The organism is Rhodocytophaga aerolata (assembly GCF_030503435.1).
Lineage (GTDB): Bacteria > Bacteroidota > Bacteroidia > Cytophagales > 172606-1 > Rhodocytophaga > Rhodocytophaga aerolata.
Window position 1 is genome coordinate 227,164 of record NZ_JAUKPO010000005.1, and the last position, 21,893, is coordinate 249,056.

Here is a 21,893-nt window from a genome sequence, read left to right on the forward strand (position 1 = left end):
GGAACGTGATCAGTATAAGTAGGTTAATTTATGCATACCACTCACCCCAATGCAAGCCGAATACCTACTCAGACAGTAGTACATTTTATAATTACGCTTTTTTTTGTAATCTTGGCAACATGATAACATTTTATAAGCAGTAACTGTTTACCATTTTTAAAATTTTGCTATCAAAAGGCAACTCTATAACTCAATCTTTCTCTCTGCTTTATGGCAACAACTAACCAGACCCAAGTATTATATCCGCTTATTTTTCACCCCATTTTTAAGGAACGAATCTGGGGCGGCAACAAGTTAAAAACTGTACTAAACAAAGAATGTCCTTTTGATCAATGCGGGGAAAGCTGGGAAATTTCCGCTGTACCAGGCGATGTATCGGTAGTAAAAGAAGGCAAGCTGCAAGGTAAAGCACTTGATGAACTCATCCGGACATACAAAGGCGAATTGGTAGGAGAGAAAGTATATAACAAGTTTGGCGAAACCTTCCCCTTGCTTATCAAATTTCTCGATGCGCAGGAAGACCTCTCTATCCAATTGCACCCCAATGACGAACTGGCACAAAAACGGCATAATTCCTTTGGAAAAACAGAAATGTGGTATGTGATGCAGGCCGATAAAGGGTCCAGCGTCCGAAGTGGATTTAACCGGAAAATTGATCAGCAAACCTATCTGGAGCATTTAGATACTAAAAAACTCGACGACATCTTGAATATTATACCAGTACAGGCCGATGATGTCATCTTTCTTCCGGCCGGACGGGTACATAGTATTGGCAAAGGGCTGGTAATTGCCGAAATTCAGCAGACATCGGATGTTACTTACCGCATCTATGACTTCGACCGGGCAGACAACCAGGGTAAAAAACGCCAGCTGCATACCGAAGAAGCACTCGGTGCCATTGATTATGAGCATTATCCGGAATATAAAACTTCCTACAAAAAAGTAAGTAATGAGATTACCCAATTGGTTTCCAGTGCATATTTTACAACTAACCGGCTACAGTTTACCCAGCCTATTCAGCGGAACTACCAGCAGACAGATTCATTTGTGGTTTATATTTGCCTGGAGGGAAGTTTTACTATTGACTATGCGCAGGGTTCAGTTTCTGTAAAAAAGGGAGATTCCGTATTACTGCCAGCCTCTTTAAAAGCAGTTACTTTACGGCCAGATGGGGAGAGCAAGCTAGTGGAAACCTATGTACCCTGATTTCTTTTTTATAAATAAACATATCTTTTTAAAGCAGTAAAGGTTGATCCCAAAATCAACCTTTACTGCTTTATACCTTAAGACATTAATAAAAAAACTCAAACTGTTTACTCTCCATACAAGTGATAACTGAGTCTTTTAGTAGGAATGCGATTGCAACTTAATTTATCACTTGTTTCCTGCTTTTCGCGGCTTCTTTGTTTTGGTGTTTATATCCAGAAAAATATTACGTAAAGTCAACTTACTGCCGGGTTACCAAGCTACTTTTTCTTTCATCAAGTGAATATTATTTCTAACGGATACTCATTATGAAAACAATTCTAAAGAAAGCTTTCTTCTCCCTATTTTTTGCCTTCACTTTACAACAGAGTTTTGCCCAGACCTTCCTGCCAGCCATAGACCGGTTTTCTTCTAAAAAAGAAGGATATCTGGTAACGGCTAAAGGCGATACCACTAAATTTTTGCTTGATGACTTGGACCGTAAAAAAGGCCTGATTGTGAATGTGACTGGCAAAGATATGAATGGGAAAAAGTTTGAATATAAAGCGGAAGATATACAATTCCTGGCTTTAGCACCTGCCGACTTTTCCAAGCTTTCTGCCTATAGTGAGGGCAGCGGCTCCATATTGAGAGCAAGTAAAACAGATTTCAAATCTATTAACCGCGACCTGGTGTTTTTTTATCAGGAATACCTGGAAGACAAAAAGAGAACTGTTTTAGTGCAATTACTGAATCCTGGTTTTGACAATACCTTACGCGTATATAATGACCCGTATGCAATGGAAACCTCTGGTGTGGCCGTAGCCGGTGTACAAATGACTGGTGGTATGGATAAATCTTATTATGTTAACTACAAAGGCAAAACTTTCAGAATGTATAAAAAAGATTACGATAAAAAATTCAAAGAATTCTTTGGAGACTGCCCCGAGTTAAAAGCAAAATATAAAAACGAAGCATGGCGTGATTTCGCTGAACATGTGTTCTTCTATGAACAAAGCTGTGCCAGTGCACTTTCTACTAAATAACTAATACTTACTTCATCAACACTACTTAGCCGCCGGATAGTAACTATATCCGGCGGTTCTTTTTATTTATAGTTTATTCAACATATGGAGCAGCCATTCTTTATACCCCGGAAAAGGCAATTCTAATTCATATAATAATTCCCGCCTTTCTACGGTTGTCTCCTCATTCGTAACCGGATTTAGGCCTTTTTTGTATACAGTTTGCCAGTAAAATCCCATGCCTCTCTTTTGCCAGGCAGGTAGGGTATTGTAATTTATATTCATCTGAAATAACAGTTCGTTTTTCTCTGCAACAGAGAGTTTTTGTAAACGGTTAGTTGCTTCGGCCACTGATTTACCTTGTTCCCGCAGTTTCCAGTAGCAGTAAGCATTTAGCGAATTACGGTGGGCATCTTCTGCCCGCCACAGAAAATAATCGGTTACCAGATCAAGCGTGGGTAATATGCACAACCGGCAGTCAAATACGCCAATATGCTGCAAAGCATGTGTAAAGGCTGCACTTGCTTCTCCGGCCAGTACAGAAAGCAATTTCCGGTATTTACGGTTAAACGATTGGTCATTAGGGTGAAAAAGCAAGGAGATTTCATCACTCTGTGTGTAGCCATACTCTATAGTGAATCCGCTATTCATCAGATGCTTCATTGTACTAATCATGGCATCCCGGAACTCCATGGAAAAAGGTTTTTCCAGATCCAGGATTTCTTTGCTCAGTTTAGTAAAACCTCGGCCATCCAGGCGGGCTATCATGTATAGATCTGGCGGCACAAACTGATCGGCAGCCGTTTCGTAGAGGCGCATTTTTGCATCAAAATCATTGAACTTCATGTTGCCAAGGTTTAGTTATAAATTCATTGGATGAGGTTAGTTGCACATAATATAATTCATGATAGCCCTCTTCCCAGGAAGGAAGTTGCAAAGCCCGGTATTTAGCCAGTACGCCTTTTTCACTGACCAGTTGCCGGCCGCTTCTACTGGCATTCCTAGCCAGGCAACCTTGCAGGTTTGCTTCGAAATAGTATCCGGTGATAGTATAGCGGTGCTGAATGGCTTGGTCTATGTATTTCTTACGGTCTTGCAGGGTTACGTTGGTATTGTCTACCACCAGAGGCATGGATGTCTGAAAGCAATATTCGAGAAGGCGCTTCTCGCGGTTACGGGTACGCAGCATATCCAGGTTTACCCGCAGATGCGTATGGAAAAAGTGCTGTGTATAATAGGTGCTTTTGCCACTGCCAGGAATACCAATAAATAAAATTAGCTGCATAAGGAATTTATTCTTAAATGTGAATAGATTTTACCGCAACTCGGGGTGTTTTCAGCAAAATAGTTGTATTTTTTGAGCCAGGAGTTATTTTCTTAAACAGCTTTCTCAATATTATCAATTTTACATACGCTATGACTGAGATCGTTACTTCCAAACCAAAAGTAAAGTGGAAAAAAGCGGGAAATTTTTTAGCAAAACAAGCCCTAATTATGTTTGCGCAATTGATTCCGGTTGCCGTTGGGGTATACCTGGGTATTGTTGCCAGTGATTGGAATGCAGAACAAAAACAAAGAGCTGCACAAAAAGAGTTTCTGAACAATTTACACCTGGAGCTTTTATCCAACAAAATGAAAGTAGAAAAAGCTGTTGCCTATCATGCTGCTGCAGTTGCAAATGCAGAAAATTTACAAAAATCGTTGAACCAGGAAACATTGAACAAAGGTTTCTGGGCAGCCGGTGGATGGGGATTGCTTCAAAACTGGCAAGGTGTGCAAGTTCCTACCTTGGAAAGCTCGGTATACCAAACGGGTATTATTGGGAATACACTTTCAGGTTTAGATTTTAAGACCATTAATACCATTGCACAAGTATATAATTATCAAGCAGATTACAAGCCTTTATCAGAAAAATTGTTTACTGATAAGATTGTGAATTTAGAGGGTGACGAATCGGCAAGCTATGTTTTGGGAAATTTTGGATGGTTGAAAAGTTTTGTTGAAATCGAAAAAGAACTTTTGTATCAATATGACATAAGTTTAAAACACTTAAAAGGTAAAGCAGCAACTTTATAACTTTCTTTCTCTGAACATTTCATGCTGACATCCGAAATTATTCAGCACAGCCTGCTATTAGTTACTTCTTTTGAAAAAGCAACTGGTAAACAATTGATCCCTTTATCAGCTAACTCAACTGAAACAGCGGAAACCTTATATGCAGCGCCTTTTGTACTGGTTTCTCATGGAACAGAAGCTGACCCTGTTTTTAACTACGCCAACCTGACAGCTCAACAGCTCTGGGAACTGGATTGGAAAAACTTTATTAAAATGCCTTCGCGCTTATCTGCCGAAAAAATATCGCAGGCAGAACGGCAAGCCATGCTGGAAGAAGCCCGGAAAAACGGATATATTTCCAATTATCAAGGTGTACGGATTTCCAGTACAGGCAGGCGGTTTATCATTAAAAATGCCATCTTATGGAATATATACGATGAGCAGGATATCTACTGCGGACAAGCAGCCACTTTTGCCCAATGGGAATTTCTATAAGCTTCTCGCTACCACGTATAGTTTATCGGCTGCCAGTAACAGACTTTTCATATTCAATAACCACAGGTGGATGCGATGGGCGGTAACGGATATCCAGATAACTGGCATTAATATAGGTAGTTCCCTCCTGCTCTATTTGCCCATATTGCTCGTGAATATGGCCGAATATATGGTACTTTGGCCGGATATACGTAATCTTCTTTCTCAAGTCTTCGTCACCTACTGCTATTTCTCTCACCGTCATATCCAGGATACCGGCTGGGGGGCCATGGGTTACTACTATATCCGTATCTTCTGAAATGAGTTTCCAGTGTTTGCGGATATCATCTCCGGGGTAGCGGTTAAAAGCCCAGTTGTGATAAAATGGCGTAACTGGTGATCCCCAAATTTTTATTCCTTCTACTTCTACCATCGAATCGTTCAGGTAGATACAATTCTTCGGTACCATCAATTCAAACAATTCCGGCTCTTTTTCGAGGTAAAAATCGTGGTTGCCTCCGATAAATAGTTTATAGGGATGTGGTAATTGGCTATACCACGTTAAAAAGTCTTCTATTTCTTCCGCCTTGCCAAGGGTACTTATATCTCCGGCATGAATCAGTATGTCTCCTTGCGGTAATTGCAGCGAATGGTGCTGCCCATGTGTATCAGAAATGCAGATTATCCTCATAATGTATTTGGCCATGGTCCAGAGTCAATGGTCCACAGAAATAGGTCTTTTGTCAGTCAACAGTCATTACTCATTCGTGTCGTACCATTGTTTTCGTAGGTCTACCAACAAGGCGTTTACGGCAGCATACGCTGGTTGGTTGGGTAAAAGAGAGTGTTTATATAGCTCTTCCATCTGTCTGGTTTTTTCTTCAGCCATATGTACCAGTTCTTCATAAGAGAATTCTCCCCGCCTGATCTGTAATAAGAATTCCCGGTTTGGCCGCCTGACCAGTACCTGATGTTGCGTAGCTATTTCGGTAGCCATTTCTAGCAGCCGGATGGTGTGCATCATATTTTTAGCATCGTAATTTTTACCATGTTGCAAAGTATTGGCATACCGTTCTTCGTTGCGTTTGTCTACCCATTCCCAATATTCTTTGTAATCTTTACAATAGGTAGAATAGCCATCTTTGTTGAAATACAGGTATGTTGCCGGAACCATTCCTTTCGGTACACTGCTTACGGCCACATCGTTGGATGCTTCTTTCCGGTATATACCTTTAAATCCTAGCTTATCCTGCCCGTCAGTCAGTTTAGCCTGCAGGTCAATATATATAGCATAGACATTCCGCATGTGCGGCACATTTACTAATCCGCAATATTCCTGCGGTACCCCTTCCCTTTCCAGCCACTCTTTAGCTGCTACTGCCTCTGACCCTGAGGTGATATAACAAAAATCCAATACATCTTTCCGCTTCTGCTCTACCGGATTCAGGATTTTTTTGTTCAATCCTCTGGCTTTCTGTATCTGGCTGATGGCATATCCGGCAAAGGTATCTTTGCAGAGTTTAGACAGAAACATTTCCGGTTTAATTAAATTGAAAAGCGAATGTTTGTACAGAATGCAATCTTCCGGTGCGTTGAGCATTTCCAGAATATTCGGGTTGTTCCGGTTAAGCAGTTCAATAAACCGTTTCAACTCATAGTACACTACATCATTCGATTCGTTATTAATCTGTTCAATATACCGTAAGCTATAATATTCTTCTTTAGGAAGCACAAATACTCCTTTAATATCAGTGTCAGAAGTGGGTAAATCTGTGCCATAGGCTCTACTCCCAGAAATACATTCAAACAATAGCCAGTTTTGTTGTTTTAGTTCTTCTATGGTCATAGGGTTGATGGGCTAATGTACTGATATGCTCATGGGCCGATGATTTAGTAAGACCACTTTAAGAAACAGAATATCTGCAATTTAGCATTTGGCTAATAGAAACTGTTAAGTCCTTTGAAAGAACCTAACAGTTTCTATTAGATAGGTCTACCTTGTAACAGTTAAGATTCCTCAGTATATGCTATACTAACCAATCAGCATATAACCACATCAGCAACTTACTCTGCTTTCGGAAACCGGTCAGCCATTTGCCTTTCTACCATCCAGCCCGGATATACCTTTGGCGGTTTACTTACTTCATCGAGTTCTTTCAGGTCTGCATCCGTAAGCTGAAAGGTAGTGGAATGAATGTTTGATTTTAATTGCTCAGGGGTTTTAGCCCCAATAATGGTACTGGTTACGCCTTTTTGCTGCCGTACCCAGGCTAAAGCTACTTCCGCTGCAGATACGCTGTACCCCTCTCCAATCCTGTTCAATACATCAATTATATCATAGGCTTTTTCTTTATCTATAACCGGGAAGTCAAAGGTATCTCTGCGGGAACCTCCGCCAGTATTGCTTTTCTCTCGGCTGAACTTCCCTGATAGAAATCCCCCGGCTAGCGGACTCCAGGGCATAAAACCCAGATTCTGATCTACAGCCAAAGGAATTAGGTCATGCTCTGCATCCCGGTTAGCAGCCGCATAAAAATACTGCATGGCGACAAATGAATGCCAGCCCTGCTTATTGGCTATGCCTATGGCTTTCATCACCATCCAGGCAGGCCAGTTGCATACCCCTACATACCGTACTTTCCCACTTTGCACCAGGTCGTGCAGGGTATGTACAATTTGCTCTACGGAGGTGGCATAATCTACCCCATGTACATACAACAGGTCAATATGATCCATTTGAAGCCGCTGCAAGCTTTCTTCCACCGACTGCATCACATGGTATCTGGAAAGCCCTAGCTGGTTCACTCCTTCTGCCATGCGGCCCCGTACTTTGGTGGCAATAAACAGATTATTCCGGGAAATACCTGTTTGTTTCAGGCTTTCACCCAGCAGCTGTTCTGATAAGCCAAAAGAATATACATTGGCTGTATCAATAAAATTAATGCCGGCCTCTACCGAGGCTTTTACCAATTGGTTTACTTCGTCCTGGGTTTGCCGGCCTATAGCTTCCCAGTAGCCTTTGCCTCCAAAGGTCATAGCTCCCAGGCAAAGTTCTGACACCAGTACACCAGTATCAGCTAATACATTGTATTTCATAGGGTTTTAGGGTTTATAAAATGGTTAGAAAATTAATTACACCTATAAATGGGCAAGTTCATCAAGTCAATTATGCTAGCCGGGCAACGTTCCTTCGCTAGAAACTATGCCCATAATCCGGGTTTTTATATGTTTCCTGTGTTAATAGACGTATATTTGGTTTTTCTATTGTATTCAACCAACAGCCTCCGCACAAAACGTATATGAAATTAGTCTTACGCAGATTCGACCTGCCTTTACGGCATACCTTCACTATTTCGTATGACTCCAGAGATATTCAGGAAACCCTGATTGTAGAATTGCAGGAGGGTGGCATCAGCGGGTATGGAGAAGCTACGGCAAATCCCTATTATGGCGTTACCGTGGAAGGCCTGATAGAAGTGCTGGAAAAGCTACGTCCGGCTATTGAAAATTACACCCTGGAAAGTCCGGAAAACTTCTGGGATTATATGCAGCCTCATTTAAAGGATCATTCTTTTGCCCAATGTGCCCTGGATATGGCAGCGCATGATTTATACGGAAAAAAACTAGCGAAACCCTTGTATCAGCTTTGGGGCCTAACTACTGAAAAAACACCGCTAACTAATTATACCATTGGTATTGATTCTATTGAAAAGATGGTATCAAAAATGAAAGAAATGCCCTGGCCCCTGTATAAAATTAAGTTAGGTACGAAAGACGATGTAGCTATTATCCAGGAGCTTCGCAAACATACCCATGCTACCTTCCGGGTAGATGCCAATTGTGCCTGGGAGGTGGAAGAAACCCTCCGGAATGCAGCTATATTTGCTAAATTAGATGTGGAATTTATTGAGCAGCCACTAAAAGCGGATAACCTGGCCGGCATGAAAGAAGTATTCAGCCAATCGGTGTTGCCACTGGTGGCCGATGAAAGCTGTATCGAGGAAAAGGATGTAGCTAAATGTTATGGACATTTTCATGGCATTAATATCAAACTGGTAAAATGTGGGGGCCTTACCCCTGCCCGCCGCATGATTGCCGAAGCAAAAAAACTGGGCATGAAGGTAATGGTTGGCTGCATGACGGAATCCAGTGTAGGTATTTCAGCTATTGCCCAGCTGCTGCCGATGTTAGATTATGTAGATATGGATGGCGCTTTGCTGTTGAAAGAAGATATTGCCAGAGGCGTAACCATTCATGATGGCAAAGTAAGGTACCCGGCAACCAATGGCACTGGCGTGGAACTGCTGAAGTAAATTCAAACAAACAATGAAATACACTGTAGCTTGGCTTCTAGAGCAATATCAAAAAGACAGTAAAATTAAGTATGTCTTTTTCTGGGGGCATCAGCCTACAAAAGACGGCAGTATCAGTGAAAGTTGCTTTAGCCAATGGTGGCCATCTCCATTTACGGTAGATGGGATAGCATACAAAACTGCCGAACACTGGATGATGGCGCAAAAAGCCCGGTTATTCGAAGATCAGCATCAGTTGAACCTTATTCTTACTTGTTCTTCTCCGGCTGAAGCCAAAAAACTAGGCAGACAAATAGCTAACTTTGATACTAATTTATGGGATCAGCATAAATATGCATTTGTTGTGGAAGGGAACTATCACAAATTCTCCCAGAACGCAAATTTACGCACGTTTCTTCTCCATACAGGCGAAAGAGTGTTGGTGGAGGCTAGTCCGGTGGATAGTATTTGGGGAATTGGTATGGCAAAAAATGATGAAGCTATTTATGATCCTACGAAGTGGAAAGGAGAAAACTTGTTAGGCTTTGCTTTAATGGAAGTACGTGACCAACTTAAGGCTTTCCAAACAATATCCTACAGTTAGTAGTAAGGATGACGCTACTGATTATTGAGTTATAAAACATAGTTTCTTTTAGTTACTACCCATTTACTTATCACTTGAACGAGGTTGTACACATAGACCATTTACCAGGAAGAACACTGACTGTAGAAGGGAAAGAGCACCTCTATTTCAGTGGTACCTCATACCTGGGAATGGCCAGAAATGAAGCTTTTCAAAAGCATCTACTGGAAGGAATACGGTTATATGGCTCTAATTATTCCAGTTCCCGCATCTCCAATCTAAAACTCCAGATTTTTGAAGAATCCGAAGCGTATCTGGCTCAGTTTACCGGAGCAGAAACTGCCCTTACCATGTCCTCCGGCTTTCTTACCGGGCAAATGGTAGTTCGGCTTCTGGAAAATAAAGGCCGATTTCTGTATGCTCCACGTACGCACCCGGCCCTCTGGCGCACTCAGGCAGATTTTTATGATGGTTCTTTCAATACCTGGGTGGCTACACTCCCGGAAACAATTGGCACTTTTCCAGAAAACGACCTGATTCTAATCACCAATTCTCTGGACCCACTCCTGGCACAGCCGTATGATTTCAGCTGGGTTGCCCATTTGCCTGCTTCTAAAAGCATTACCCTTGTCGTAGATGATTCCCATGGTTTTGGTGTACTAGGAAAAGAAGGAGCAGGTATTTTTTCAAAATTACAGCCGTATACTAATATTCGCCTGCTAGTACTTTCTTCTCTGGGTAAAGCCTTTGGTATTCCGGGCGGTGTAATTCTGGGTGAGAAAGAAACAATTGACCAATTTAAAGCAAATCCATTTTTTGGGGGAAGTTCGCCGGTTATTCCAGCGTATTTATATGCCTTTTTGCAATCTAAAGCAATCTACCAGCAAGAACGGGAGAGACTGTTTCAGAACATCCAGTTATTTACCAGCCACATTGCAGGCTTGTCCATCTTTGACTACTTTTCCCGGTATCCGGTTTACTACACCCGGCAACACCAACTGTGCACTTATTTAAAAGATAATGGAGTACTCATTTCCAGCTTTCCCTATCCCTCTCCCCAAGATGACTTAATCACCAGGGTTATTATCAGCAGCCTGCATACGGAAGAAGATATTCATACATTAGCTAAGTTAATAGAGGAGTTTAGTAGCTGAGTTTATACACACTATTTGCTTTTTAGCTACCTATTCTACTATGTACGATTCTTGCAGAAACCTCTCATTTTTTTCTTCTCATCTTCCAACGTTTTTTGCTAAATCTCAAAAATCGCTATATGCTATAAGTCTGGCATACAAATTTGTATGTTAGAATTTTTTCGCAAGTCGGTTTACCTGGTAAATGCATGAGAGTTATCCATAAAAGGCACATCTATAAAACGGGTATTTCAAGCCGACACTGTTACTATGCGCTGGGATGCTACATTAAGGTGTAAAAAAATTTATTTATAACTTATGAGATCCTTACTGTTATCGCTTATTGCATTTCCTTTACTGTTTTCTTGTAATAATGTAGATGTATCACCCAAAGAAAAAACAACGGTTGAAACCCAAAAACCTACCACAAACACAGCACAAAGCCCATTGGTAGGTAATTATGTTAAGCTTGCTGATGATGACAGTTCACAGCCTATGCCTAGCGTATCGCAATTGGTATTTATTGATGATAAACATCAGTTGATTTTACGTGATCAAGTAGTTGATTTACTCTACACCGGTAATCCTACATATATCTCTACGCAACAAGACTTTCCTTATACGCCAGGCGGCATAGCCAGAGTAGAAATAGGTGGGTTAGCAGATCAAACAACTTACCGGATTAACATTAGTTACTGGGCTAAGGATGCGAAAAATGGTACGTATACTATGGGCGCTACCTACAGAAAAAATTAGACATATAGTATTAAACAAAAGTGCCTGTACTGTAACAGTACAGGCACTTTTGTTTTTGTATAAAGGTATACAAGCTTTATTTATTTACTTAGGCTTTCACAAATTTAATGTACCCTATTTAAGCAGTATAGGCGACTTAAGGCATTACTACCTATACTATTGGGCACTTTATCAATTGTTGCGCCATTTTCCTGCATTCGATTGAGTAAAGTCTATATTCTACTATCCTTGCTTATAAGGAAGAAATACTTCAAAGGCGCTTCCCTGGTTTGGCTGGCTTTCCACTTTGATTCTGCCGTTATGTCCCTGTAAAATAGTTTTTACATAACTCAGCCCCAATCCAAAACCCTTCACGTTATGCACATTGCCGGTAGGGACCCGGTAAAAACGGTCGAATATACGGCTGATGGCATCTTTGGTCATTCCAATCCCTTTGTCGGCAATCCGGATGCTGATCCCCTCTGGCTGACTCCAGGTGTGAATACTAATTTGTGGAGCTTGCGGAGAGTATTTATTGGCATTGTCAAGCAGGTTATGAATAATATTGGTAATATGTACTTCGTCTGCTTCAATTACGGATTGTTCGGCTTCCAGATGTAAATCTACGGTTCCTTCCCGTTTTTCGATTTGTACACCAATGTTTTGCAGCACATGGTCAATTACTTCATGCATATCTACCTGCGTTAGTTTTAACTTCACTTCTCCTCTATCTAACATGGCCGCTTGCAATACTTTTTCGACCTGTTGCCCCAGGCGTTTGTTTTCATCCCGGATAATATGCAGGTACCTGTTCATTTGGATAGGATTTTTATTTACTGCTTCGTCCTGCAATACTTCACAAGCGAGGGATATCGTAGAAATGGGTGTTTTAAACTCATGCGTCATGTTGTTAATGAAGTCATTCTTTACATCCGAAAGCTTCTTCTGCTTAAGGATGGTAGCAATAGCAAAATAGAAACAGCATAAAATCACGAGAATGAGTACACCCGAACTGGTAAATACTGTCCACATTTTACCCATAATAAACTCTTGCTGCGTAGGAAAATACACAAACAACATATCGTTATGGCTGAATACATCGGTTGGAAACAACGTAGTTTTATATACATTATCAGGCATTTGCATCGTAACCGTATGAGAAGAAGCCATCACTACTTTATGTTTTTGTCCGGATATTACCCCATACTGGTAAGGGATTTCTATTTGCCGGTTGCGGATTTCTATGCTTAGCAGCGAATCCAGGGTTTGCTTATTTACCCGTTCGGTAATAGGGAGTTCTTTTTGTACCAACTCCCGGAAAACCTCACCAACCATTTCAGATTTGTGTTGTACCTTTTCAAAGTTCTTCTTTAAGTCGTCTTTTATGCGTACAGCTGAATCGGCCGGAGCAACTGCTGCCTGCACAGGCTTGGGAGTAGCTTTCTTAACGTTAGGCTTCTCCCGTCGTCTTTTGCCAATCATCAAATCAGTGCCTGGTACCCGTTCCCAGGTAAATGCCTGCAGTAAAGAATCACGGTTGAGCCTGCTCTGCATAAGTTCTGCCGGAAAAGAAAGCGTAAGATTGGGTAAATCTGTGCGGTTTGGCCAGGATAGAATATCTCTTGGATCATCAGAAAAGGAATAGATATAGCTGTTGGTAGCCTGCTCTTGGGTGGGCACATCTTCCGGCTGAACCTGGCTGTTTTTTTTCCCATCCTTTTTTGGCAAGGGTGTGTTTTTTTTGCTTCTACCCGGAACATTCTCATCTTTAAGGGCAGGTGGCAATCCCATCTGTTCCCAAGGAAGATCCTGTAATAACTCCTGCATATGAATATCCATCAGCACATTTATATCAGGGAAGGATACATGCGTATTGTGCTGCGACCATTCATCCAGAGGCAGATAAATGGAATCATAGAGAGAAAGCTTATCCATGGTTATGGGTTGCCAGGCTTGTAGCATGTGTGAAGGAAACGTAAAAGCCCCCTCTTCTAAGAAATTAATTGTGTCTGCCATTAGTCCATCTTCATTCCAGCTGAAGAAAAAACTACCTGGACCTAACTGATTTTCCACCTTCAATTTGTTGTTGGGGACAAAGGCGATAACTGTTTTTTTGTCTGTAGCCTCCTGTGTAGTTTTGGGCGCAGGCTTGGGTTTCTTTGTAACCGCAGGCTTGGCAACTTCGGCAGGTGTTTGCGGATGGTGTGACGTCTGAATAGCCGGATGAGGGCTTTCCAGATCTTTTAGCTTCCGGGTTACGGTTTGTATAGCTTCTTGTCTTTCTAATTTCACTACTACCGCCTGCAAGGCATCTTGTACCTGCTGAGTAAACTGTTCATTTTTTACCGCAATGGCGTGGTTAATCCAGAATAATTGAAAAGCTACAACGCCTAACAGTGCAATGGCCATAGAGGCTATAATTAATTGTATCTGCCGCTTCTTCATACACGTTAAATTCTCTGATGCAACAACTTATACAAAAATACGGGGTATTATGAGTTTTAGTAAATCTTTAACACATTTTAACATTCTTTAACTGTTCTTTAACACCCCTGTATTCACTTGTTGTGTATTTTTGTAGCATCAGTCAGTGTCTCCGGTATTTTTATTTTAGCTTATGAAACCTTCTGCCTATCCATTTATTCCAGTTTTAGGAATGTTTTGTCTTTGTTTTTTCCTCGCAGTTCCCGCATCTGCTCAGAATGAGAATAAAACAGATAAAGAGAAAAACAAGAAAGACGGTACGATTCATCTGCGTATAGAAAAATCTGAGAATGGAGAAAAAAAGGTATATGAACGGACCTACAAAGAAAATGAAATGGATGGGCATTCTTTTCCGGATGGTTTTATGTTCCAGAATGGCGATTCAGTAAGTAACTTTAGCTTCTTCGGCGATAAACTCTTTGACTCGATACGGGTAATGAATCCTAGCGGAAAAATGTTTTTTGATTCGCTGCAAAATGATAGTTCAGACAGATCATTCTTCTTCAACTTTGATATGGATAGCCTTATGAACCATTCAGGAAATATGTTTTATCAGTTTGACCATTCGCTGATGCCAGCTATGGATAGTTTGCTTAGAAAAACCCTGGATGCCAACAGCTTCTTGTTTGAGAACCTGGGAGAAAATTTTCAGTTCCGGATGGATACAGCCTTCAATAAAGGATTTGATTTTAGCTGGGATGATAAAAATTTTCCTTTTGGAGGGGGCAACATGGATTTGCTGTTAGACAAAGAGCATTATGAAATAGAGGAGATAGAAAAAGATGGAAAAACGATGCTGCGGATTGTTCCTAAAAAATCTACTATAACTCCAGATAAAAAATCTGAAAATTTCTCTGGTGACATGCAACCTTCCGGCACTGGTTTGAATCTAATAGCCAAAGGGAACAAAGGAACAGTTAGCCTCTACTACCATGTGCCAGCTGATGGCCTCACTACCATCACTGTAACGAATGAAAAAGGTAAACGGGTATACCGGGAGAAGATCAAAAACAAAGCAGGAAAAATAGTGATGGATATTAATTTGAGCAGACAAGCTCCCGGCGACTACACAGTACACGTGCTGCATAACGGAAAAAGCGTTAGCAAGACGGTTACAATTCGATAAAAAATTCAATAAGAGGTAGCAATAGGCAAAAGTAAAAAAATATAGTACTATGTTATACAAGGTATTGTTTAATGTACTATATTTGGTATACAATAGTAGCATTACCCATAATAGTCAAACTTTACCGATATGAAAACGCTGCAATATTACATGTATGGTATCCTGTTCTGTGTACTGAGCATGGGTATGGGCTTTCCAGATATCATTTTGGAGAAGGATTTGCCAAAAGTGGCTAAACATAAAGAAGTTAAAAAAGCTGTTTCTACAGCCAAAAACACTTCTACACGTGAAGCAGTTTATTGTACCAAAGCCGCCAAACCTGCCAACAGGCACGCCCAGCAAAAACCTAGTACTAGTGTAAGCTGTGCTGAATTAGCGGTTGATTCGCTCCGGGATATTTATCTTAAACTTTTTGATAAAAAAGGAAATCTGTTACTGATTGAAAATATCAAGGTAGAAGAATTTTTGAGTAAGCATTACGCTTCCCAGCATTTACCGGTGGGGAGTAAGTTTGTGATGTTTCATGGAAATACAGCTTATTACTATATAGAAACCTCCATTTAAGAGAAGATACACCAAAAATGACTACCCACTCAGATAGGCAGTAACAACTTTTTTTGAACTTTTTTCTTTCAAAGACATTATATAAGTACTCAATTGGTTTAAGGTTGCACCAAAAAGGAAGTATACATCTGTATATACTTCCTTTTTTATTATCTATACTCCTACCTGATACAGGCAACCAATAATCAAAAGGATTTTTAGTTTTTTACGAACCTGTTGCTACTTGCAAAGGTTTTGTAAGTATACTCGCAACAGATTTTGTAAGTTAGCAACCTAAAATAAACGTATATAAATTCATTCCTATATGATCACCGACACCAGCCATTCTCTTTTTGAAAAAGCTAAATCCTATATCCCTGGAGGCGTAAACTCGCCTGTGCGGGCTTTTAAAGCTGTAGGAGGCAATCCGCTATTTATCAAATCTGCGAAAGGCCCTTACTTATACGACGAAGATGGCAACCGCTACTTGGAACTGATTAACTCCTGGGGGCCCATGATTTTGGGTCATGCTCATGAGCTGATTGAAAAAGCCGTAAAAGATGCAGTAAGTAGCTCACTTTCTTTTGGTGCTCCTACACGCAAAGAAGTAGAAATGGCGGAGCTGATTACCCACATGGTGCCTTCTATTGAAAAAGTACGTATGGTAAATTCTGGTACTGAAGCTACTATGTCGGCCATACGTTTAGCCAGAGGGTATACAGGCCGGGCGAAAATTATCAAATTTGAGGGGTGTTATCATGGACATGGAGATTCGTTTCTGATTGCCGCTGGCAGTGGAGCTGTTACAACAGGTGTACCGGATAGTGCTGGTGTAACTAAAGGTACAGCCAATGACACCCTCACAGCCCCATTCAACGATTTGCAGGCGGTACAAACATTAGCCGATGCCAATAAAGGAAATATTGCCGCTATTATTGTAGAACCAGTAGCAGGAAATATGGGACTAGTACTTCCTCAACCAGGATTTTTGGAAGGTCTCCGGCAGCTATGCACCAAAGAAGGAATTGTTTTAGTATTCGATGAAGTAATGACTGGTTTCCGGCTGGCGAAAGGAGGAGTTCAGGAACGGCTAGGGGTATTGCCGGATATTACAACACTCGGAAAAATTATTGGAGGTGGTATGCCTGTAGGTGCATATGGTGGAAAAAAAGAAATCATGGATTTTGTATCACCGGTAGGCCCGGTATATCAGGCTGGTACCTTGTCAGGCAACCCCATAGCTATGTCTGCCGGTCTGGCTATGCTGCATTACCTCAATACCCATCCGGAAGTATATACTCAGTTAGAAAACATAGGCAACAAACTTGTCAGTGGGTTTACTGAAAACCTAAAGAAGCTAGGATTGTCTTATACCATTAATCATATTGGCTCCATGTTCAGCATTTTCTTCACAGACAAGCCAGTAGTTGACTTTGATTCAGCCAAAACATCTGATACCGTTCTGTTTGGAAAATACTTCCAGGCTATGTTAAATAAAGGCATATACCTGGCTCCTTCTCAATATGAAAGCTTATTTTTATCTACTGCACTTACCGATGAGCACATTCAAACTATACTACAGGCAAACTATGAATCTTTAGAAGAAATTCTGGTGAAAGCCTAAAATTTAGCGTGCCTATATTGCATTAATTAATTTAACGCAGATAATTTATTGTCTGCGTTTTGTGTTGTTAAAACTAGGTAATGGTTAGTAAATAAGGCCCGCAATAATAATCGCAATGGTAGTTATTAAAGACACACATATAGTATAGGGAATGAATAACAGAAATCCTTTGAATACAGTTTTGGTCCATGACTGCCGGTAAACGTTTCTGGCAGCGACAACACCATACACTAAAATGCCTAGGAAAGCGATAGTTCCTATCCAGTCATTACTCCAGATTTTTTCTACACCCATCATCAGCAGCAGTACCAAAAAAGCAAACGCATGAATGTGCAGCGAAAAGGTTAGATGCTCCACATAATACCGTTTGCGACGTAGGTAGAACAGCTTTAACAGCAGCGCAAAAATAGGTAGCATAAAAAACATTAAAAGAGAAGCCTTATTTAACAGATATTCCCTGAAGTAGGCTCCTATAGACTGGGAATCAGCCCGAGCAAATTTAATTACCTGATGAGCCATATACCGGTTGATAGCTGTTTGCTTCCACCCTAATGAGTCCACTACTTGTGGATCCGTTGTACGTTTGTCTTTCAAAAAATCTATAGAAAAAGACTTCCCAAATATATCTATCTCCTCTCTGTTATCTCGCCTTAACGAATCAGGATTTGTAGTGATGTTTACACCTGTAGGCAAGTCATCCACATCCACATCAGTTGCAGGGGAAGTTTGCTCCTTTGAATTTGCGGAAGCAGTATCTGTAGTTTGTTTATAAGCCAGGGTTAAAGCAAAAAAATAAAAAAAACTGATAACAAAATACAGCCGCAACGGGTGAATATAACTTGCCCGCCTCCCGGCTATAAACTCATTGGTTAAGTAACCTGGCTTCCACAGAAATGGCTTCACAGACTTGGCAAGTTTGGAATCGTACCCAATCAGGTTACTGAAAAATTCAGACACTAACGTAGAAAAAGGAACGAGTTTATCAGAATTATCCTGTCCGCAGTGGGGGCAGAAATTATAATTGTCAAGTAAGGGATATTGGCAATTCTGGCAGTTGGATTTCTTTCGGTAAAAAGTGCGCATGGAAGGCTAAGGAAATACCTTAATATTAGCAAGAATTACGTAAGCCAACAAAATACCAGCCATCTACCTTTGTAACGCCTCTCAAGAAAACAAGATACACATTTCAGTAAACAACCTTAGACAAGTAATATTTCAGGCATATTCATGCAAAGCAGGTCTGGCTATGTAAGTACCTTGAAAAAGGTAAAAATCAATACTGTTGACAAAATACATAAGAATCGTGAAAAAAAATATATTCTGGATAAGCCTCATTTTTATTAGTTTCGGCACTTGCCCTTCTCTTTTTGCCCAGCAAAGTGCCGCACCCAGTAAGAGTGACATAGAATACGATGCAGTGTATGACGACCCATACGACATTAACAAACTATGGCTGCACTTCTATCCGATGTATGCCGATGGGTTTGTAACAAACTTCAATGTAGGATATGGCGGCCAGGCCAATTATTACCTGAAAGATAAGTTTGATTTCCGCCTGCATATGCGGAAAACATACACCAGAGGAACCGACTTTTCGAGGACTAATGGTGAAAAAAGCAGCACTGTAGATAATCCTTTAGAGATTTATAAACATTTTGAAGGGGGTGCTACCTATCACTTCAAAGACAATGGAGATGCAGGCGAATCAAAAATTGTGGTATATACCAAACGGTTTTCAGCCAACAAGTGGGCTTCTACTGTTCCTGAACATATTGCGGTTCCATCTAAAGTTCGTAAAATTACTGGTATCCGATTGGGAGGTATGTACTGGGGTAGTTCTACTAATCTGAATGAGGCACTTATCAAACAGAACAAGTTTCTGGTATCTGCCGCTGGCGATACATTAAGCAAGACAGAGAAAATATATGGCAACGTAAGCTCGGCTGCCATATATGTGGGTGGTTCCATGAGCCGGATCAGAAATGTAGTAGTGAAGCCTAAAAAATATGATCTGGCTATGAACGATTTAATGGTTACGATGTATGGGGATATTATTGTGGCACCAATGGTACAGGTAGATAATATTGTAAAAAACAAAACTTTGTATACTACCGATCATATTAAAACCCGGATGCTGGGGTTCAGAGCGGGGGTAGAAGGAATGTTTAACCGGGATTTTGCCTGGACATATGGCGCAGAATTTGGCTACAAGCCATCTATCCAGAGCCGGGGTTTTTATGCTACCGTAAAAGTAGGGTTTTCGTTTGCATCCCGCTTACAACAGCAACGGCAGTCATACCAGATGGAAAAGAAAGAATAATAAGCTGATCATACTTACCTTTAACAGTCGCTCACAGCTATTCGAATCTGTGAGCGACTTTTTTTATCTCAGCAGGGAAACCGTACCTTTGAACGTGCGGCTCCGGTAATGAATGAGATAGTAATATATGCCCGTAGGAAAATCCATTCCGGTCCAGCTAAATTCGCGGCTTTCTCCTATAAAAACTTGTTTACCCCACCGGTTATAAATTTCAATGCTCTCAAACCCATCCCGGCAGTTATCAGCTGGTAAGTTAGGAATGAAAAAAGTGTCATTCTTTCCATCGCCATTAGGTGTAAATACATTGGGAGGCTCAAATCCCTCAAAAGTCATTTCGGCATCAGTAATTTCCAGCTCCACGGTTATAGTATCGGCCCGGTTGCGGGCACAACTGTTATCAATAACAATAAAATCAATAATGTACGTACTTTGGTCAGCCAGAATATTCTGGCAGACTGGTTGCCAGGAGAAAGGCTCGGTAATCTGGCCGATGCCTGTAGAATTATTTTTAAACTTCATCCCTACCTGTTCCAGGCTGAATCCTCTTCCGACGGCACGTAGCACAATGGCATCATTATCAGGATCAGTGGCGAGTACATCAAATTTAATTTCTTCATTGGTCAGTAGTTTTGCTTTATTACCCGGTAATGTAGTAACAACAGCTGGCTGATTGGTAACTCTGGATTTGTAGGTAAGATTTACGGTAACTGTATCTACTTTTTGCTCACCCGGACAACGGCTGTCTTTTACAATAAAGTCGATCGTATAGAGTTTATCTGCTTCTGTTTTTTCACAATCTGGCGCCCAGACAAAAGGGGAGGCAACCATGCCAACCGCTGTGCCATTGGTAAAAGCCATACCGGCAGCGGCCATATCAAATCCGCGGCCAATACCAGTTAAGCTAATCTGCTCATTATCTGCATCAGTACCGGTTACCATAAACTGAATAGACTCTCCGGCAATAACTGTAGCAGCATTGCCTGGTAAGTCCGTAATGCTTATGGGAGCTTTATTGGGTTTCTGCTCAAAATCAATTGCCACTTGCAGGGTGTCACGTTTGGGAACCGGGCAACCGTTATCACTGGCAATAATCTGAAACAGATAAGGTTCGCCAGGTTTATTATAGGCGCAATCCTCAAAACATACTTTCGCCCGCAAGGTGTCACCTGGCCCATTCAGTGTACCTTGGGTAGGAGACAAAGTAGCCATATTGGCGGAAAAGTTCAGCGGACGCAGAGACAAGTTAATTTGCTCCTTGGCATTAGAATCAGCAATGGCTATATTAAAGCACCGCTCGGCATCAACAGATATTTTCATTACCTGGCCTGCACGATAGACTTTGTTGGTGGCTGGCTCCCGCATCTGTAATTTGGGCGGCATATTTTTGGGGCAGTCAATTACCATCAGCTGAAAGTCGCGCCGTACCTCGCCTATCTTTTTGCCGTCCCGGTATTCTTCACATAATACCGAAAAAACAAATAGCCCGGTACGGGAGGAAGTAAACGTAAGCTGTCCGGTGGAAGGATTTACCCGTAAGGGAGCTTTGCCAGAAATAACATTTGCCAGGTTGAATCCTTGTGCCCACCGCACTTCCGGATAAGGAGCTGTATAAAACCTGCCGGTATTATAGGGATTCCTGTTCCAGGTGGGCTGAGAAGAACTATGGCCATTATAAGGGGTTACCAGTTTATAAACCAGTTGATCCCCATCCGGGTCGGTTGCGCCAAAGTCAAATACAAAGGGCTCATTTACACACGCATAATCGCCTTTAGGCACAATAAAGGAAGGAGAACTATTGTAAAGCCGGATATTATTCAGCACAACTGGAGGAAATTCCATATAGAAAGCCATACCGGCATCTTGCGGATTAATAATATTAGAAATAGTATTATTCCGGCAGCATCTTTCCCATACGACATAATAGCCTTCAGGGTCTGTATACACATTCTGCGACAGGGTGATGGGGGCCGAATACCGGATCAGGCGGGTTTGTAGACGGGCTGAAGTACATTCAGGGTTGGTATAGTTTACCTGCCCATACGACACACGAGGCAACACTACTACCTGCATTTGCTGATTATTTCTTTTGCTATAAATGACTGCATACACACTTGCATCTTCCGCGCCTTTATCTCCATTAATATCGTCGAAATATAAATTCAGGGTGAGGGTATATTGGTTGCCCCTTCCGGCAGAGGTAAGCTCAAAATCTCCTCCTACTATATGGGTGGCAAAGGCGGAACAGAGCGTTAAGTAAAAAAGTATACAACAGATGTATAGGTGTTTCATGGGATAGCAATCGAATTAAGATAAC

Annotated in this window: 20 protein-coding genes; 12 read left to right on the forward strand and 8 right to left on the reverse strand. The window is 41.3% G+C overall.

Features of this window, described 5'->3' with window-relative positions:
* The first annotated feature begins 210 nt into the window (after nt 1-210).
* Complete coding sequence (locus Q0590_RS11485) at nt 211-1,206, forward strand: type I phosphomannose isomerase catalytic subunit (RefSeq protein WP_302037683.1); 996 nt, start codon at nt 211-213, stop codon at nt 1,204-1,206.
* A gap of 308 nt (nt 1,207-1,514) precedes the next feature.
* On the forward strand, nt 1,515-2,231 hold the full coding sequence (locus Q0590_RS11490; RefSeq protein WP_302037684.1) for a hypothetical protein: 717 nt from the start codon (nt 1,515-1,517) through the stop codon (nt 2,229-2,231).
* Between the two features lie 66 nt (nt 2,232-2,297).
* Here the strand turns inward: Q0590_RS11490 and Q0590_RS11495 are convergent, their stop codons facing one another.
* Together Q0590_RS11495 and Q0590_RS11500 are read right to left on the reverse strand one after the other, a co-directional pair.
* On the reverse strand, nt 2,298-3,056 hold the full coding sequence (locus tag Q0590_RS11495) for a tRNA(His) guanylyltransferase Thg1 family protein (protein ID WP_302037685.1): 759 nt from the start codon (nt 3,054-3,056) through the stop codon (nt 2,298-2,300).
* Nucleotides 3,043-3,495, reverse strand: a complete 453-nt coding sequence (locus Q0590_RS11500; RefSeq protein ID WP_302037686.1) for an AAA family ATPase — start codon at nt 3,493-3,495, stop codon at nt 3,043-3,045. The genes Q0590_RS11495 and Q0590_RS11500 overlap by 14 nt, the downstream gene beginning before the upstream one ends.
* Nucleotides 3,496-3,842: 347 nt before the next feature.
* On the opposite strand from Q0590_RS11500, the gene Q0590_RS11505 reads away from it, so the two are divergent.
* Nucleotides 3,843-4,286, forward strand: coding sequence for a hypothetical protein (locus Q0590_RS11505; protein WP_302037687.1), 444 nt, complete (start codon nt 3,843-3,845; stop codon nt 4,284-4,286).
* A 21-nt stretch (nt 4,287-4,307) separates the two neighbouring features.
* Nucleotides 4,308-4,760, forward strand: coding sequence for an MEKHLA domain-containing protein (locus Q0590_RS11510; RefSeq protein ID WP_302037688.1), 453 nt, complete (start codon nt 4,308-4,310; stop codon nt 4,758-4,760).
* A 22-nt stretch (nt 4,761-4,782) separates the two neighbouring features.
* On the opposite strand, the gene Q0590_RS11515 is transcribed toward Q0590_RS11510, so the two are convergent.
* The 3 genes from Q0590_RS11515 to Q0590_RS11525 form a co-directional block, all read right to left on the reverse strand.
* Nucleotides 4,783-5,430, reverse strand: coding sequence for a metallophosphatase domain-containing protein (locus Q0590_RS11515; RefSeq protein ID WP_302037689.1), 648 nt, complete (start codon nt 5,428-5,430; stop codon nt 4,783-4,785).
* A gap of 66 nt (nt 5,431-5,496) precedes the next feature.
* The gene (locus tag Q0590_RS11520) at nt 5,497-6,585 is read right to left on the reverse strand and encodes a nucleotidyltransferase domain-containing protein (RefSeq protein ID WP_302037690.1); all 1,089 of its coding nucleotides are present in this window, start codon (nt 6,583-6,585) and stop codon (nt 5,497-5,499) included.
* A 218-nt stretch (nt 6,586-6,803) separates the two neighbouring features.
* The gene (locus Q0590_RS11525) at nt 6,804-7,835 is read right to left on the reverse strand and encodes an aldo/keto reductase (RefSeq protein ID WP_302037691.1); all 1,032 of its coding nucleotides are present in this window, start codon (nt 7,833-7,835) and stop codon (nt 6,804-6,806) included.
* Nucleotides 7,836-8,038: 203 nt separating this feature from the next.
* Between Q0590_RS11525 and Q0590_RS11530 the strand changes: the two genes are divergently transcribed.
* From Q0590_RS11530 to Q0590_RS11545, 4 genes are all read left to right on the forward strand, one after another.
* Nucleotides 8,039-9,052, forward strand: a complete 1,014-nt coding sequence (locus tag Q0590_RS11530) for a dipeptide epimerase (protein ID WP_302037692.1) — start codon at nt 8,039-8,041, stop codon at nt 9,050-9,052.
* A 13-nt stretch (nt 9,053-9,065) separates the two neighbouring features.
* The gene (gene ybiA, locus Q0590_RS11535; RefSeq protein WP_302037693.1) at nt 9,066-9,635 is read left to right on the forward strand and encodes a riboflavin biosynthesis intermediates N-glycosidase; all 570 of its coding nucleotides are present in this window, start codon (nt 9,066-9,068) and stop codon (nt 9,633-9,635) included.
* 74 nt (nt 9,636-9,709) lie between these two features.
* The gene (locus Q0590_RS11540; protein WP_302037694.1) at nt 9,710-10,768 is read left to right on the forward strand and encodes an aminotransferase class I/II-fold pyridoxal phosphate-dependent enzyme; all 1,059 of its coding nucleotides are present in this window, start codon (nt 9,710-9,712) and stop codon (nt 10,766-10,768) included.
* A 297-nt stretch (nt 10,769-11,065) separates the two neighbouring features.
* A complete protein-coding gene (locus tag Q0590_RS11545) occupies nt 11,066-11,503 on the forward strand; it encodes a hypothetical protein (protein ID WP_302037695.1) in 438 nt (145 codons plus the stop codon).
* A gap of 222 nt (nt 11,504-11,725) precedes the next feature.
* On the opposite strand, the gene Q0590_RS11550 is transcribed toward Q0590_RS11545, so the two are convergent.
* Nucleotides 11,726-13,927, reverse strand: coding sequence for a sensor histidine kinase (locus Q0590_RS11550; RefSeq protein ID WP_302037696.1), 2,202 nt, complete (start codon nt 13,925-13,927; stop codon nt 11,726-11,728).
* Between the two features lie 172 nt (nt 13,928-14,099).
* Here Q0590_RS11550 and Q0590_RS11555 point away from each other — a divergent pair, with 172 nt between their 5' ends.
* The 3 genes from Q0590_RS11555 to hemL all read left to right on the forward strand — a co-directional run bounded on the left by Q0590_RS11555 (nt 14,100) and on the right by hemL (nt 17,259).
* Complete coding sequence (locus Q0590_RS11555) at nt 14,100-15,092, forward strand: DUF3244 domain-containing protein (protein WP_302037697.1); 993 nt, start codon at nt 14,100-14,102, stop codon at nt 15,090-15,092.
* A gap of 129 nt (nt 15,093-15,221) precedes the next feature.
* Nucleotides 15,222-15,656: a hypothetical protein gene (locus Q0590_RS11560; protein ID WP_302037698.1), complete on the forward strand. Its 435-nt coding sequence runs from the start codon at nt 15,222-15,224 to the stop codon at nt 15,654-15,656.
* A 304-nt stretch (nt 15,657-15,960) separates the two neighbouring features.
* Nucleotides 15,961-17,259, forward strand: a complete 1,299-nt coding sequence (hemL, locus tag Q0590_RS11565) for a glutamate-1-semialdehyde 2,1-aminomutase (RefSeq protein ID WP_302037699.1) — start codon at nt 15,961-15,963, stop codon at nt 17,257-17,259.
* An 84-nt stretch (nt 17,260-17,343) separates the two neighbouring features.
* Here hemL and Q0590_RS11570 read toward each other — a convergent pair whose 3' ends face one another.
* Nucleotides 17,344-18,342 (reverse strand): DUF3667 domain-containing protein, encoded by a 999-nt coding sequence (locus tag Q0590_RS11570; RefSeq protein ID WP_302037700.1) that lies wholly within the window; start codon nt 18,340-18,342, stop codon nt 17,344-17,346.
* Nucleotides 18,343-18,562: 220 nt separating this feature from the next.
* On the opposite strand from Q0590_RS11570, the gene Q0590_RS11575 reads away from it, so the two are divergent.
* On the forward strand, nt 18,563-19,579 hold the full coding sequence (locus tag Q0590_RS11575; RefSeq protein WP_302037701.1) for a hypothetical protein: 1,017 nt from the start codon (nt 18,563-18,565) through the stop codon (nt 19,577-19,579).
* Between the two features lie 63 nt (nt 19,580-19,642).
* Here Q0590_RS11575 and Q0590_RS11580 read toward each other — a convergent pair whose 3' ends face one another.
* Nucleotides 19,643-21,868, reverse strand: a complete 2,226-nt coding sequence (locus Q0590_RS11580; protein WP_302037702.1) for a T9SS type B sorting domain-containing protein — start codon at nt 21,866-21,868, stop codon at nt 19,643-19,645.
* Nucleotides 21,869-21,893 lie beyond the last annotated feature (25 nt).

Excerpts from the sequence above, each read along its gene's own strand:
- Q0590_RS11490 (WP_302037684.1), top strand. The coding sequence starts at position 1,515 with ATGAAAACAATTCTAAAGAAAGCTTTCTTCTCCCTATTTTTTGCCTTC.
- Q0590_RS11505 (WP_302037687.1), top strand. The coding sequence starts at position 3,843 with ATGAAAGTAGAAAAAGCTGTTGCCTATCATGCTGCTGCAGTTGCAAAT.
- Q0590_RS11525 (WP_302037691.1), bottom strand. The coding sequence starts at position 7,835 with ATGAAATACAATGTATTAGCTGATACTGGTGTACTGGTGTCAGAACTT.
- Q0590_RS11550 (WP_302037696.1), bottom strand. The coding sequence starts at position 13,927 with ATGAAGAAGCGGCAGATACAATTAATTATAGCCTCTATGGCCATTGCA.
- Q0590_RS11530 (WP_302037692.1), top strand. The coding sequence starts at position 8,039 with ATGAAATTAGTCTTACGCAGATTCGACCTGCCTTTACGGCATACCTTC.
- Q0590_RS11570 (WP_302037700.1), bottom strand. The coding sequence starts at position 18,342 with ATGCGCACTTTTTACCGAAAGAAATCCAACTGCCAGAATTGCCAATAT.
- Q0590_RS11520 (WP_302037690.1), bottom strand. The coding sequence starts at position 6,585 with ATGACCATAGAAGAACTAAAACAACAAAACTGGCTATTGTTTGAATGT.
- Q0590_RS11515 (WP_302037689.1), bottom strand. The coding sequence starts at position 5,430 with ATGAGGATAATCTGCATTTCTGATACACATGGGCAGCACCATTCGCTG.
- Q0590_RS11555 (WP_302037697.1), top strand. The coding sequence starts at position 14,100 with ATGAAACCTTCTGCCTATCCATTTATTCCAGTTTTAGGAATGTTTTGT.
- Q0590_RS11560 (WP_302037698.1), top strand. The coding sequence starts at position 15,222 with ATGAAAACGCTGCAATATTACATGTATGGTATCCTGTTCTGTGTACTG.
- Q0590_RS11510 (WP_302037688.1), top strand. The coding sequence starts at position 4,308 with ATGCTGACATCCGAAATTATTCAGCACAGCCTGCTATTAGTTACTTCT.
- hemL (WP_302037699.1), top strand. The coding sequence starts at position 15,961 with ATGATCACCGACACCAGCCATTCTCTTTTTGAAAAAGCTAAATCCTAT.
- Q0590_RS11485 (WP_302037683.1), top strand. The coding sequence starts at position 211 with ATGGCAACAACTAACCAGACCCAAGTATTATATCCGCTTATTTTTCAC.
- Q0590_RS11500 (WP_302037686.1), bottom strand. The coding sequence starts at position 3,495 with ATGCAGCTAATTTTATTTATTGGTATTCCTGGCAGTGGCAAAAGCACC.
- Q0590_RS11495 (WP_302037685.1), bottom strand. The coding sequence starts at position 3,056 with ATGAAGTTCAATGATTTTGATGCAAAAATGCGCCTCTACGAAACGGCT.
- ybiA (WP_302037693.1), top strand. The coding sequence starts at position 9,066 with ATGAAATACACTGTAGCTTGGCTTCTAGAGCAATATCAAAAAGACAGT.
- Q0590_RS11545 (WP_302037695.1), top strand. The coding sequence starts at position 11,066 with ATGAGATCCTTACTGTTATCGCTTATTGCATTTCCTTTACTGTTTTCT.
- Q0590_RS11580 (WP_302037702.1), bottom strand. The coding sequence starts at position 21,868 with ATGAAACACCTATACATCTGTTGTATACTTTTTTACTTAACGCTCTGT.